The organism is Gemmatimonadota bacterium (genome assembly GCA_016720805.1).
Classification (GTDB): Bacteria; Gemmatimonadota; Gemmatimonadetes; order Gemmatimonadales; family GWC2-71-9; genus Palsa-1233.
In genome coordinates this window covers 278,582-292,568 of the sequence record JADKJZ010000002.1, presented here as the reverse complement: position 1 = coordinate 292,568, position 13,987 = coordinate 278,582, and the positions used below count along the sequence as shown (strand labels likewise).

The window sequence follows — 13,987 nt, the reverse complement described above, 5'->3', positions numbered from 1 at the left end:
TGACCAGTGAACGGGGGCAGGGCCAGCGGTTACGGGGACGGGTTACGGGCTGCGGGGTACAGGTCACGGTCGACTTCACCCTCCCGGTCACCAGTTCACCCCGGTCACTGGCTTTCGCCGTATCTTCAACCATCCCCCGCCCCACCCGGAGATCGTCCCGTGCGCGCTTCCGCGTCCCGCCTCACGCTCGTGGCCTGTTCGCTGTTCGCCCTGCCCTCGCTGCTCCCCGCACAATCCCCCGACCCGGCCGCCGCCATGCATTGGCGCTCGATCGGGCCGGTGCGCGCCGGGCGGGGCCGTTCGATGGTCGGCGTGCCGACGCAGCCAATGTCTTCTACGCCGGCTTCGACAACGGCGGGGTCTGGCGGACCACCGACTTCGGCTCGACCTGGCAGCCGCTCTTCGATCGCGAATCGACCGGCTCGATCGGGGCGATCGCGGTGGCGCCGTCGAACCCGAACATCCTCTACGTCGGCACCGGCGCCGGGATCATCCGTCCCGACCTCGCCGTGGGTGACGGGATGTATCGCTCCAACGACGCCGGCAAGAGCTGGACGCATCTCGGCCTGCGCGAGAGCCAGATGATCGCCTGGGTCGAGGTCGATCCAAAGAATCCTGAACGCCTCTTCGTCGCCGCCCTCGGCCACCCGTACGGCCCGAACGCGGAGCGCGGCATCTTCCGCTCGACGGACGGCGGCGCCTCGTTCCAGAAGGTCCTCTACAAGGACGAATACACCAGCGCGAACGACGTGCGCATCGACCCGACCGACCCGAACATCGTGTACGCGGCGCTCTGGCAGCAGCAACAGCAGTTCATCGAAGGGCGCGACTTCAGCGGCCCAGGCGGCGGGATCTTCAAGTCGACCGATGGCGGCACGACGTGGCGCCAGTTGACGGAAGGGCTTCCCACGGTGGGGCAGGCCAACCTGGCGATGGCGCCGAGCAACCACCTGGTCCTCTACGCCACAGTGGCGCCAGCGGCCGGGCCAGCGCCCGTGACGGCTGGCGGCCCGGCGGTGGCCGGGGGGCGGCGCGGGCGCGATCACGCTGTTCAAGTCGGTCGACGGCGGGGAACATTGGTTCCCGGCCCAGCGCGACCCGAACGCCCCGGCCGGTAGCCGCGGTCCCGGCCGCCGACCCGCGCCCACTCGGCCGCATCGGCGGCGGCGACCTGCCGACCATCACCGTCGATCCGACCATCGACACCGTTGTCTACAGCGCCTCGACCGTCTTCTGGCGCACCGAGGACGGCGGCCGCACCTGGGCCGCAGTGCGCGGCGCGCGCCCGGCGGCGATGACTATCAGCGCAGCTGGATCAACCCGCTCAATCCGAACATCATCGGCGTCGTCGCCGATCAGGGCGCCGTGATCTCCGGCAACCGCGGACAGAGCTGGTCCAACTGGTACACCCAGTCGACGGCGGCGATGTATCACGTCACCGCCGACAACGCCTATCCGTACCGGCTCTGCGGCGGGCAGCAGGACTCCGGGTCGCCGTGCGTCGCCACCTGGCCGCCCGATGGCATCATCACCTTCCACGACTGGCACCCGGTCAACATCCAGGAATACGGCATCGCCGCGCCCGATCCGCGGAACCCGGACATCGTCTTCGGCAGCTCGCGCAGCAACGTGTCGCGGTACGATCGCAAGACCGGGCAGACCACCAACGTCGGCCCCGACATGACCGGCTTCAACCGCAACGTGCGGACGATGCCGCTGCTGTTCTCGCCGGTGAATCCTGACGCGCTCTTCTACGCATCGAATGCGGTCTGGAAGACGCTCGACCGCGGGCATAGCTGGACGCGGATCTCGCCCGATCTTTCTCGCCAGAGTTGGGAAGTCCCTGCCACCGCCGGCAAGTATGCCAGCACCGTGACGCCAGCCCCGCTCGGCACCATCACCGCGCTCTCTGCCTCGCCGCGCTCCGTGGCGATCCTCTGGGCCGGCACCGATGACGGCCTGATCCAGGTGACCATGAATGGCGGGACGACGTGGACGAATGTCACGCCGCCAGCCATCAAGCCATGGACCCGGATCTTCAACATCGAAGCGGGCCACTTCGACAACCTCACTGCCTATGCGGCGGCCAACACCCTGCGGATCGACGACCTGAATCCGCACTTCTGGCGCACGCATGACGGTGGCAAGACGTGGCAGGAGATCAACACCGGGATCGCCCCGGGCGCGGTGGTCAACTCGATCCGCGAGGATCCCCGGGTGAAGGGGCTGCTCTACGGTGCCACCGACACGCAGGTGTGGGTGTCGTTCGACGACGGCGATCACTGGCAGTCGCTGCGACAGGAGATGCCGGCGATCTCGGTGCGCGACCTGCAGGTGAAGGACGACGCCTCGTGCCAGTGCGCCGACCTCATCGCCGGCACGCACGGTCGTGGCTTCTGGATTCTCGACAACCTCACGCCGCTGCGCGAGGCCGCCGCCCTGCGTCAGGCGGCCGCGACCCAGTCGGCGCACCTCGTCAAGCCGATGACGGCGGTGCGGCTTCGCAACTTCATCAACGACCCGACGCCTTGGCCGCCGGAAGTGCCCGCCGGCGAGAGTGGCCCGGTCGGCGCGGTACTCGACTATTTCCTGCCGAAGGCTGCGAGCGGTCCCGTGACGCTGGAGATCCTCGACGCGACCGGTGCCGTGGTGCGGACCTACGCCAGCACCGACCCCGTCCTGAACCCTGATCCGGTGCGCGACCCGGCGGCCTACGTGGCGCTCTGCCAGCGCACACCGAACGCGCAGCACTGCGCCTTCCCACTCTACTGGCCAGCCGCCTCGACGGCGCTCTCGGCCGAGGCTGGCATGCACCGCTGGCTCTGGGACATGCACTATGATCCGATCGTGCCGGGTGGTGGTGGGATCGACCGGTGCGGTGCCTGGGCGGATGATGACCGTCGTGGGCGCACCGTGGGCACCGCCAGGGCGGTACGTCGCTCGGCTCACCGTCGACGGCGCGCAATTCACCCAGCCGTTCACCCTCCGGCTCGACCCCGTGTCACCACCCCGGCGCCGGCCCTGACGCAGCTCTTCACGATGACGCGCACGCTGCGCAGCAAGGCCGTCGCCGCCCGCGCCGCGTGGACCGAGGCGCGTGCCCTCTCCGCCTCGCTGGCCCAGGCGGGCACGCCGGCGGCCCGCGCCTGAAGGGCAGGTCGACTCGCTCGCGCCGGCGCCGGTGGTGGCGGCGCCGCTGGCGGACGGGGTGGTGGCGGACGCGGTGGCGCGGGTGCCGGTGCCACCCCGCCGACCACGCTCGACGGCGTGAGCAATGCGCTGCATGCTGCCGCGCTGGCCATGCAGGGCGCCGACGTGGCGCCGACGGCCAACCAGCTCGCCTCCGCCGCCAAGGCGGAGCAGGCGTATGTCGCGATCATGGCGCGCTGGACGGCGCTGAAAGCGGTGGCCCCGAAGCGATGAGTCAGGGCCCTTGGGAGACGCCGCGACTCCTGCTGCGGCACTTCACGCTGGACGACGGCGAGTTCGTGCTGCGCTTGCTGAACGAGCCGTCGTTCCACGAGTACATCGGCGACAAGGGGGTGCGCACCCTCGAAGGGGCGCACGGCTACCTCAGCAGCGGACCGATCGCCAGCAGCTACGCGACGCACGGCCACGGGCTGAACCTGGTCGTGCTGCGCGAGACGGCCGCGCCAATCGGGATGTGCGGACTCCTCAAGCGCGACACGCTCGAGGCGCCCGACATCGGCTATGCCTTCGTGCCGGAGGCGTGGGGCGTCGGCTATGCGCTGGAAGCCGCGAGCGCGATCCTCGAATCGGCGTGGCGAGACTTTGGCGATGCCCGCGTGCTGGCCATCACCAACGCGCAGAACGACCCTTCGCAGCGCCTTCTCCTCAAGCTGGGTTTCGTGGAGGAGGCGCCGCGGGTCTTGCAGGAGGGCGCGCCGCCGGTCCGGACCTTCGGCATCAACCGTCCGACCGACTGACCCGCGCGCAGGTCAGTCGGTCGTGCCCAGGACCCGCTCGATGCGCCGGTCCGGCACGAGCCAGATCAGCGCCACCACCACGTAGAGGGCGATCGCCGCCCAGACGCTCGCGAACGAGAGCGCGATCGCCGCGACGTAGCAGCCCACCGAGACCTTCCCCTTCCCGTCATCGCCGATCGCCTTCGCCAGCACCGAGTCACGGCCGTGCAGCCGGACGATCGCCTGCTGCAGGATCGTGTAGGCAATCGCCGCCATCAGCAGGATGCCGCCGTAGAGCGCCGTCGTGGCGGGGGCCAGGTGTGCCTCGCCCAGCCACGCCGTGCCGAACGGGACCAACGACAACCAAAAGAGCAGGTGGAGGTTGGCCCAGAGGATGGTGCCATTCACGTGCTTCGTGGCCTGCAGCATGTGATGGTGGTTGTTCCAGTAGATGCCGAGGTAGATGAACGAGAGGACGTAGGAGAGGATCACGGGCAGGAGCGGCGTGAGCGCGGCGAGGGTCGCCTCGTGGGGCGGCCGCAGCTCGAGGACCATGATGGTGATGATGATGGCGATCACGCCGTCGCTGAAGGCCTCCAGGCGCTTGGTATCCACTAGGCGATGCCCTGCTTGATCGCCTTGCCGATCAGGTCGGCGAAGACGTCGATCTCGTCGGGCGTGGTGTAGACATTCGGCGTCACGCGAATCCCCGAGAACTCGGGATGATTGATCGCCACCGTGACGACGCGATGCTTGTCGAGCAACCAGGCCGACAGCTTGCTGGCGTCGATCCCCTCGACCGAGAGCAGGGCAATCGCGCCCGCCGCGGTTCCCTCGAGCGGCGTGGGGATGCGCACGCGTGGGCTCTCGGCCAGCAGCCGCTTGGCCCAGCGGTCGCGCAGGTAGCGCAGCCGCGCAATCTTCCGCTCGCTGCCGATGCCGCGGTGGAAGGCCAGCGCCGCGGAGATGGCGTTGTGATTGGCGGCGGGGTGCGTGCCGATCTCCTCGTACTTCCGGATGTTGTCGTTCATCGTGGCGGGGGCGGCCATCATCGGCCAGATGCTGCCGATCTTTGCCTTGCGCACATAGAGAAAGCCGGTGCCGATCGGCGCCAACAACCACTTGTGGAGCGAGGTGCCATAGTAGTCGACGTTGAGCGCATCGCGCGTGAACGGGAAGTGCGCGTAGGCATGGGCACCGTCGACGAACACTTCAATTCCCTTCTCGTGCGCCATGTCGATCACCTGTTTCACCGGGAAGATCTGGCCGGTGAGGTTGGTGATGTGCGTCACCTCGATGATCTTCGTGCGCGGCGTGATCGCCTTCCGGAAGACGTCGACGAGATAGTCCGGCGTCGGGTTCTTCACGTCGAACGACACCTGCTTCAGCACGATCCCCTGCCGCCGGACCCGCTGCTCCCAGGTGGTGAGCATCCGGCCGTAGTTCTGGTTGGTGACCAGCACCTCGTCGCCCGGCTGCAGGTCGCGGCCGAGGATCAGCGTCTCGAGCGCCTCCGAGGCGTTGCGGGTGATCGCCATCTCCTCCGGGTCGCAGCCGAAGTCGTGCGCCAGGTCGCGCCGCACGCTCTCGATGCGCGGCTCGAGCACCGCCCACATGTGGTGGACCGGCAGTCCGTTGCTGAAGCGAAGGTCGCGGATCATCGCCTCGAGCACGTGGCTCGGCGTGGGGCAAACGCCGCCGTTGTTCAGGTTCACCATGGTCCGGTCGGCGTCGAAGGCGCGCTGGATCTCGGTCCAGTACGCCTCGTCCTCGGCGGCGGCGAGCGGATCGCCAGAGGTGAGCCGGTCGGTGGCCCGCACGACCTGGCGCATCGCATCGTGGCGAAACATCGGCAGCGCGGCACCGGTGCCCATCAGGGTCCGGACGAAGTGGCGGCGCGAGGACATGGCGGCTCCGGCGAGGGGAGTTAGCGCGCGCCCTTGCGGGGAATCCGCTCGGCGCTGTTGGCGGCGTGCCAGGCATACGATGCCATGATCACGGCGTTCTTCATCAGGTCGTCCGCCTGAATTGTGTCGAAGAAGTCGAGGTTGGTGTGGCCACCCTGCCCCGGGGTCCGGTCCTGGAGGAACTGGAAGCCGGGGAGGCCGATCTCGTCGAAGGCGACGTGGTCGGTGCTGCCGGAGGCTCTGGTTCGACACGGCGGTCATGCCCAGGTCCTTGAACGGCGACATCCACGCGGTGAGCAGCTCGCGCGCGCCCTCGTTCCCCTGCAGCATGATGCCGCGGTACTGCCCCGAACCGTAGTCCTGGTTGAAATAGGCCTGCAACTTCTCGAAGTCCGGCGTGGTGCCGACCTTCGGATCACGCGGATTGCCGAAGTGCTTGAGCACATAGGCGCGCGACCCCCACAATCCCTGCTCCTCGCCGCCCCACAACGCCACGCGAATGGTCCGGCGCGGCTTGGCGCCGATCGCCTTGAGGATGCGCGCCGCCTCGAGCGCCACCGCGACGCCGGAGGTGTTGTCACTCGCATTCGGCGAGGCGTGCCAGGTGTCGAAGTGGGCGCCGATCATCACCACCTCGTCCTTGAGGTCGCTCCCCGGGATTTCGCCGACGATGTTCATCGCCTGCTCGGATTGCTCGCCGATCCGGTTGCGGACCTCGACCTCGACCTTCACCGGAATGCTCCGTTGGAGAATCCGATACATCCGATTGTAGTGCTCGGGAGTGACTGCCACCATCACCGGTGCCGCCAAGTCTCCCTCGCGCGACCACCGGTCCGCGGCGGAGCCGGGGCGCGAGAAGCCGCGCACGGCCCCAAGCCAGCCGCTCTCGCACTGGAAGACCACCGCCACGCCCTCGGCCTTGTAGAAGGCCATCTTCTCGACGGCCGTCAGCACGTCGGGATTCCGGACGGCACGCGGCGCCGGGGCCGGACGCGGCACGATGACCACGCGCTCCAGCGAATCCAGTTCCGCCTCCGTCCGACGCCGCACGCCATTGGTCATCGCCACAAGGTCGATCACCGCGGGAGGCGTGGCGAGAATGGCCATCCCGGCCAGCTTGCCACGGTAGCGCTCGAGGTCCTGCCTCGACTGGAGATCGACGATCATCGCCTGCACGACCTGCTTGCCGTCGGTGCCGGGTGTGTGCGCGAGCGGGTAGCCGACCATCGGCTGATAGTCGGGCTCGAGCATGTGGATCGAGACGTACTCGTTGTCCCAGGCCGCGCCGAAGTTCATGAACGGCTCCGCGGCCACATTGACCAGCCCGATCCGCTCCATCTCCCCGCGCACCCAGAGCTGCGCGCGCTGCATGTCCTTCGAGAGGGTCAGCCGGGCGCCGAGCACGTCGGCCAGGCTACCCCTCGAGGTCCATCACCCGGGAGCGCTGCAACCCCTCGGCGCGGATCTTCGCGACCATCGGCCAGTCCACCGGCCCGCGTGGCCGGAACGCCAGGCAGCGAGCAGGGCGAGCGCAGCAGCCGCCAAGGGCGGGAGCGGGTCAGCGCTGGGGGACCTCGGTTGGGCGATGGTGGGGAGCCAGAAAGGTAACCAGTAAAGTGACCAGTAACCCGGGTAGGGTCACTGGTCACGGTCCTGGTCACGCTTCGCTTCTCGCTTCTCGCTTCTCGCTAGAACCGCCAGGTCACCGCCGCATACGTCTGCACCGACGCCGAAGCCGTTCCGGGACTCGCGGTAGGTGGAGAGCATGATGAGAGCGAGCGGCCCACGGCGACGTCGAGGTCACCACCGGCCCAGGTGAGGCGGGTGGCGGGGAGGCCGGCCGAGGGCATGAGACTGGTTCGGACACCGGCGTTGAGCGAGAGGCGGACGGCCTGCCCGGGGGCGACCTCGACCGCCACGGACGAGAGCCGCCCTTCGGTGATCGCGCCGGTGTACTGGGTGGTGCGGGCACGGAGGCCGAGGCCGAGGGGCGTCAGTTGCGTCGCCGACGCGGAAGCGGTGAAGGCCTGGGACTTCCCTTCCGAGCCCCCGCCACTGGAGCGGATGTCGCTGCTCAACCGGAAATGACGCGAGGGGCGCAGCGAGACTTCGCCCCACTGACCCTGCCGCAGCGCGTCGTCAAAGGCAATCTCGGGATTGACGAAGTCGCGGTAGGGGCGGACGCTGCGGCGCGAGTCGAGGCCGCCCGAGATCGACAGCGCTCGGCTCATGCTCACCTGGGCGGTCAATACGGTGGAGGTGAAGGTCGCGAATGACCCCTCGGCCTGCCGCTTCCAGCCGCGATTGACGTCGATCTCCTCGGCGGCGTAGATCGAGACCACCCGCGTGTTGAGCGTCCCGCGCAGGTACGCGAACTCGCGATCGATTTCGCCACGATTGTAGGAGCCGATGGCGCCGACCGTCGCACTCCACGGCGATGCACTCCCCTGGGCGCTGTGCCGCTGCAACCAGAGCCCGGCCTCGGTGGTCGCCGCCGACGGCGCGAAGCTGCCGCCATCGGGCATGGTGCCAACGAGGCCGCCGCCGCTCCACTTGCTGCCATTCACGTCGAGGGCAACGCCATCGAAGATGCCGATCGGCGAGAGGACGGTCGCGAACTGGCGACCCATGGCGAGTCGGGTTCCGGTCGGCGAGCTCTGCCGGATCAGCGCCGCCTGGTAGACGCGGGTCGCCCCGGCTGGTGCCGAGGTGGCGGATGACGAGCCGCCGGTGACACTGGTGCGCTGCATCCGCACATCGACGGCAAGCCCCATCGATGAACCGCCGATCTGTGCGCCGTCGAGCCGCAAGTCGACCGACGGCTGCCGCAGGTGCTGCCACCAGGCTGATTGATGGTCAGGTAGCGGAGTCCGACCCGCCCGCGCACTGGGGACCGACGAGTCCCCGCACGTGTGACGGGCCGGCTCCCCGCGGCGGTGAGCGTGGTGGGCACCTGTTCCACCACGACGGGGACGAAGGAGACCGAGTCGCCCACCGTGATCGCGCTGCTGCTCCGCGTGACGGCACAGGCGGTGTGGCTCGAGAGACGAAGCTCGCGGAGAGTTCGCCGATGGTCTGCCCGGCGCGCACGACCGTGAAGATCGTCCCTTCCTTGACGCCCTGCTTGCTGCCGACCTCCAGATAAATGGTCGAACCGCTGACGTAGGTCACCGCCGCCCAGCTCCGCGGAGGACCGGGAGGCGGCGTGACCAGGGTCTTCGCGGGCGCGCCAGGCTTCTGCCTGGTGCCCTTGGCGGCGGAGGCCAGGCGTGGGCTTCGGCGGCATTCTTCGGGGTCGTCTTCGCGCCGTGATCTGCGCAGTGAGGCACGCCGAAGGGAGGCCGAGACCGAGGATCACCATCGCCACCACCCTGAAGTGGCTCCGTCGCATTGCTCATGAGCGACCCCGCGGGTGGCAGGAGTAGCAGGCGGTCGCGACGTACTGATACCCGTTTCGGCCGCGGTGCTCGGAGTCGGTGCTCGTGCGCGAATGGCAGCCCGAGCTCATGCAGGTATAGACGGTGTAGTTGCCCGGGGCCGTGTGACAGGTGGCACAGCTCGCCCAACGGCCACGGTGGTGCCCGAGTAGATCAGGAAGTACGGGCCGTCGTGGTCGAACGTCGCACCCTGCCAGCGCGTCGTGGTGTGGCAGGGGTGGCACAGGTCGTCGGGAACGCCGACCCCGGGTGCGACGGATTGGTCGCCGAGGTGCAGTCCTGCTGGTGGCAGGAGATGCACGTCGCCGGCAAGCCGCGATAGACGTTGTTCAGGTGGCACGTGGCGCAGCTGGTCGTGATGTGCGCGCCGGTCAGCGGGAACGCAGTCGTGCCGTGGTTGAAGGTCGCCCTCCCCACCGCGTCGTCGTGTGGCGGACTGTAGGTCGTTGAGAAGCCGGCCGCGGCATGCGGGGGCGTCGTGGTCCGACTGAAGTCCGTCTGGTGGCACGAGATGCAGGTCGTCGGCTTGCCGCGATAGACGCCGTCGGCGTGGCAGCTCGCGCAGCTCACGGCCAGGTGGGCCCGTGAGCGGAATGGTGTGCTGGATTGAACGTCGCCGCCACTGGGTGGTGGTATGGCAAGTGGCAGTCGGTCGAGTAGCCGGCCGCCGCGTGCGCCGGGGTCCGGGTCGCGTCGTAGTTGGTGCGGTGACACGACACGCAGGTGGTCGACTTCCCGGCATAGACGCCATCGGCGTGACAGGACGCGCACGTCGCCGTGAGATGGCCGCCGGTCAGCGGGAACCGCGTGGTGCTGTGGTTGGAGCAGTCGCACCGCCCCACCGTGGTGGTGGCGGACAGTGCAATTTGGTGGAATGGCCTGCCGCAGCGTGCGCCGGCGTCCGCGTGCCGTCATAGTCGGTGCGGTGGCACGAGACGCAGGTCATCGACTTGCCGCGGTAGACGTTGTCGGCGTGGCAGGAAGCGCACGAGGCCGCCTGGTGACCGCCAGTCAGCGGGAACCGCGTAGTCCCGTGGTTGAAGGTCGCGCCCTGCCACCGGGTCGTGGTATGGCAGGTGGTGCAATCGGTTGCGAAACCTGCGGCCGCGTGCGGCGGCGTGGTGGTGCGCGTGAAGTCGGCCTGGTGACACGACAGGCACGCCGTCGACTTGCCCCGATAGACGCCATCGGCGTGACAGGAGGCGCACGTCGCCGTGAGATGGCCACCGGTCAGCGGGAAGCGGGTCGTGCTGTGATTGAAGTTGGCGCCGAGCCACTGCGTCGTCGTGTGGCAGGTGGTGCAGTCGGTCGAGTACCCCGCGGCCGCATGGGCCGGCGTCCGGGTGGCGTCGTAGTTGGTCCGGTGACACGAGATGCACGTCGTCGGCTTGCCCCGATAGACGCCGTCGGCATGGCACGAGGCGCAGGTCGCCGTGAGGTGCCCGCCGGTCAGCGGGAAGCGGGTCGTGTTGTGGTTGAACGTCGCGCCGAGCCACTGGGTCGTGGTGTGGCAGGTGGTACAGTCGGTCGAGTAGCCCGGCCGCCGCGTGGGCCGGGGTGCGCGTGGCGTCATAGTTGGTGCGATGGCACGACACACAACTCTGCGACTTGCCGCGGTAGACGCCATCCGCGTGACACGAGGCGCAGGTGGCGGTGAGGTGGCCGCCCGTCAGCGGAAATTGCGTCGTCGAGTGGTTGAACGTCCCGCCCTGCCACCGGGTGGTGGTATGGCAGGTGGTGCACTCGGTCGAGAACCCGGCGGACGCGTGCGGCGGGGTCCGCGCCTGATCGAAGCTCTGCCGATGGCAGGAGACGCAGGTCATCGACCGGCCGCGGTAGACGCCATCGGCATGGCACGAGGCGCAGGTCACCGCCTGGTGCCCGCCGGTCAGCGGGAAGTGGGTGGTGTTGTGATTGAAGCCGGCACCGAGCCAGGCCGTCGAGTTGTGGCAGCTGGTGCAGTCGGTGGAGTAGCCGGCCGCCACGTGCGGCGGCACGGTCGTGCGGTCGAAGTTCTGCCGGTGACACGACACGCAGGTCATCGCCTTCCCCTTGTACACGCCGTCAGCGTGGCAGGAGGCGCAGGTCAGCGGCTGGTGTCCACCGGTGAGCGGGAAGCGCGTGGTCGTGTGGTTGAACGGTGTCCCGAGCCAGCGGCTGGTCGTGTGGCAGGTCGTGCAATCGGTCGAGAAGCCGGCCGCGCCGTGCGGCGGCGTCTTGGTCTGGTCGAAATTCGGGCGATGGCAGGAAACGCAGCTGGTTGCCTTCCCCTTGAAGACGCCATCGGTATGGCAGGCGGCGCACTGCGTCGCCTGGTGACCACCGGTCAGCGGGAAGGTGGTCGTATTGTGGTCGAAGGTCGCCCCGCGCCATACCGTGGTGGTGTGGCAGGTGGTGCAATCGGTGGAGACACGCCTCACAGGCCGTCGCCACGTGCGCCCCGCGGAGCGGAAAGCGATTCTCCTCGTGCAGGCGGGAGAGCCGCGCCTGGTCGGTGAAGCTGCGCGTGGTATGGCATCGCGCACTCCGGTGCCAAGCTCGCTGCGGTGGACGTCCTGGTGACATGAGGCGCAGGTCGCCTTGGTCTTCGAGAACTCCAAGGTCGTATGGCAGGCGGTACACGTCGCCGTCGCGTGCGCCCCGTCGAGCGGAAAGGTCCGCTCGGCGTGCCGGTACGTGGCTGCGATCCGCACCGGCTTCCACCCCTCGGGACGATGGCAGGTGGCGCAGGCCCCGATCGCGGGACCATGCGGGTTGGCGCCGGACTGCGCCGGGGCGCGGCCAACGAGGAGCGACAGCAGCACCACGGCGGCCGACAGGCCCGCGCAGCAAGACGCGTGTCATTGCACCCCTCCAGCCGGCTTGGCCGTGTGACAGCTTTCGCAGCTCGTGGCGACGGGGCGGTAGATCACCCGTGCGGTTCCACCAACCTGTTCGGTGCGATGACACTTGGCGCAGGAACCGTGGCGTGCGCCCCCTGAGCCGAAAACGCCGATTGCTGTTCATGATCGAAGCGGAGCGCCCGACAAAGCGATCGCTGGTGCTGGCACGCTTCGCACCGGCCCTTGTCGGCCCTCGCGTCGAACTGCGTGCCGTGCGGAGTCTGATGGCAGCTGGCGCAGCTGGTCCCCCTTCGGCACGCCCAGCGCCACCCGTGGCATCGTCCTGGACGCCCCGACGAGCGACGCCCGGCCCGTGGCGACCCCGCTCGACGCCGGCAGTCCGCTGTGACACTCTCGGCAGGGCACCGCGCGATGGGCGCCTTCGAGGGCAAACGAGAACCGCGCATGCGATTCCATCCCGACCGTCGACGGGCGGAACGCCGTCGCCGAGTGGCAGTCGCCGCAGGTGAGGGTCGTGTCACGACGGCGCGTCTCGCCGGCAATGGCGTGCGGATCGGCGTGGCAGGCGGCACAGCGGGTCTCTGGCAGTTTGAACCGGAGGCCGGCGGTACCGAGCGCGGTCGTCTTCGCGAAGGTCGGCAGGCCGCTGCGGGACGCCGAGCGGCAATCCGCGCAGGCAATCGCCGCGTGCCGTCCTCGAGGGCAGCGTCGTCGTGCTGTGCGTGGCCCGATCGTACCGGAGCTCCTTCCAGCCGAGATCGCTGTGGCAGCTCTCGCACGCCGTCCCGGGGAGCTGCGCGCCGTGTGCTCGACGTGGCACGACGTGCAGGTGGCGAAGGCGACCCGCAGGTGCGTCACGCTGGCCGCCGCCGCAGCCCCGGGCGCCTTGGTCGCCTTGTGGCAGGAGGCGCAGGGGACCACGCGATGCTTGCCGCCGAGCGGGTACCGCGCCGTGCCGTGCTGGGCCACGGTGAAGGTCGATGGGGCGAAGCCTTCGACGCGATGGCAGGCGGCGCAGTCGACCACCGCGCCGGCAAGCGTCGCCTCCCCGGCATGCCGGTCGGCATGGCAGGACGTGCAGGTGGTGGAAACCGGTCGTGGCTTCGCCATGTCCCGCCCGTGACATGCGTCGCACCCCACCTGGCGATGCTTGCCAAGGAGTGGGTAGCGAGTCAGCGAGTGGTTGAAGCCGCGACGATCGAGCACATCAAACCCCTGCGTAACGTGACAATCACTGCATTTCGATGACAGCCGTCCCTTGTGAGGGTCGGCATGGCAACTCGCGCATTCGGCGAACGGCAGGGGGCGGTACAGGGGGTTCCGCTTCCCCGTGGCATCCGGTGCAATACGGAGTGTCGGCGCGAGGTGACAGGCGTTGCAGGTCACCTGCTCATGGGCCCCCGTCAAACGATATCGGGAATTCATGTGATCAAATTTCGGGGCCGGATCCCATGCATCGGCGGTGTGGCATTTCTCGCACTTCGGCCCCAGCGACTTCTGGTGCGGGTCGTCCGTGGCGTGGCATGACGCGCAGGCCGTCTCCAGCCCCATCCACCCCGGTGATCCCTTCCGCGGCGAGATCAGCGCCGCCGGATCGGTCCGGTACTTCGCCACGTGACACTTGGCGCAGGCGAGCGGCGCATGCGTTCCCTCCAACGCCCACCCCGCGCCGCGGTGATCGAAGCGGTCGCGGCCGCCGGCCGGCCAGGCGATCATCGCGAATTCGCGACCGGCATGGTCCGGATGGCACGACGCGCAACTCTTCCCCGACGTCTTCGCCTCGCGCGCGTGATACCGCCGCCCCTGCGACACCAGCAGCGTCACTTCCTTGGCAACTCAGACAGAGTCGTGGCATCGCGTCCTTCCGAGGGCCA

Annotated in this window: 10 protein-coding genes and 1 pseudogene; 5 read left to right on the top strand and 6 right to left on the bottom strand. The window is 68.9% G+C overall.

All coding sequences use genetic code 11. The features are described 5' to 3' along the window. Nucleotides 1-255: 255 nt before the first annotated feature. From IPP98_04620 to IPP98_04605, 4 genes and pseudogenes are all read left to right on the top strand, one after another. Nucleotides 256-1,118: pseudogene (locus IPP98_04620) on the top strand (hypothetical protein). Nucleotides 1,119-1,365: 247 nt separating this feature from the next. Further along, the gene (locus IPP98_04615) at nucleotides 1,366-3,150 is read left to right on the top strand and encodes a hypothetical protein (GenBank protein MBL0178395.1); all 1,785 of its coding nucleotides are present in this window, start codon (nucleotides 1,366-1,368) and stop codon (nucleotides 3,148-3,150) included. 117 nt (nucleotides 3,151-3,267) lie between these two features. Further along, a complete protein-coding gene (locus tag IPP98_04610; protein MBL0178394.1) occupies nucleotides 3,268-3,423 on the top strand; it encodes a hypothetical protein in 156 nt (51 codons plus the stop codon). Further along, nucleotides 3,420-3,947, top strand: a complete 528-nt coding sequence (locus IPP98_04605; protein MBL0178393.1) for a GNAT family N-acetyltransferase — start codon at nucleotides 3,420-3,422, stop codon at nucleotides 3,945-3,947. The genes IPP98_04610 and IPP98_04605 overlap by 4 nt, the downstream gene beginning before the upstream one ends. Before the next feature lie 12 nt (nucleotides 3,948-3,959). On the opposite strand, the gene IPP98_04600 is transcribed toward IPP98_04605, so the two are convergent. From IPP98_04600 to IPP98_04580, 5 genes are all read right to left on the bottom strand, one after another. Further along, nucleotides 3,960-4,541, bottom strand: a complete 582-nt coding sequence (locus tag IPP98_04600; protein MBL0178392.1) for a DUF1211 domain-containing protein — start codon at nucleotides 4,539-4,541, stop codon at nucleotides 3,960-3,962. Continuing rightward, complete coding sequence (locus IPP98_04595) at nucleotides 4,541-7,237, bottom strand: aminotransferase class V-fold PLP-dependent enzyme (GenBank protein ID MBL0178391.1); 2,697 nt, start codon at nucleotides 7,235-7,237, stop codon at nucleotides 4,541-4,543. The genes IPP98_04600 and IPP98_04595 overlap by 1 nt, the downstream gene beginning before the upstream one ends. Before the next feature lie 284 nt (nucleotides 7,238-7,521). Further along, the gene (locus IPP98_04590; GenBank protein ID MBL0178390.1) at nucleotides 7,522-8,607 is read right to left on the bottom strand and encodes a hypothetical protein; all 1,086 of its coding nucleotides are present in this window, start codon (nucleotides 8,605-8,607) and stop codon (nucleotides 7,522-7,524) included. An 816-nt stretch (nucleotides 8,608-9,423) separates the two neighbouring features. Further along, a complete protein-coding gene (locus IPP98_04585) occupies nucleotides 9,424-9,840 on the bottom strand; it encodes a hypothetical protein (protein ID MBL0178389.1) in 417 nt (138 codons plus the stop codon). A 223-nt stretch (nucleotides 9,841-10,063) separates the two neighbouring features. Then, nucleotides 10,064-10,843 carry a hypothetical protein gene (locus tag IPP98_04580; protein MBL0178388.1) on the bottom strand — a complete coding sequence of 260 codons (780 nt, stop codon included), beginning with the start codon at nucleotides 10,841-10,843 and terminating at the stop codon, nucleotides 10,064-10,066. A gap of 479 nt (nucleotides 10,844-11,322) precedes the next feature. Between IPP98_04580 and IPP98_04575 the strand changes: the two genes are divergently transcribed. Continuing rightward, nucleotides 11,323-11,589: a hypothetical protein gene (locus tag IPP98_04575; protein ID MBL0178387.1), complete on the top strand. Its 267-nt coding sequence runs from the start codon at nucleotides 11,323-11,325 to the stop codon at nucleotides 11,587-11,589. 683 nt (nucleotides 11,590-12,272) lie between these two features. Here the strand turns inward: IPP98_04575 and IPP98_04570 are convergent. Then, nucleotides 12,273-13,937, bottom strand: coding sequence for a hypothetical protein (locus tag IPP98_04570; GenBank protein MBL0178386.1), 1,665 nt, complete (start codon nucleotides 13,935-13,937; stop codon nucleotides 12,273-12,275). Nucleotides 13,938-13,987 lie beyond the last annotated feature (50 nt).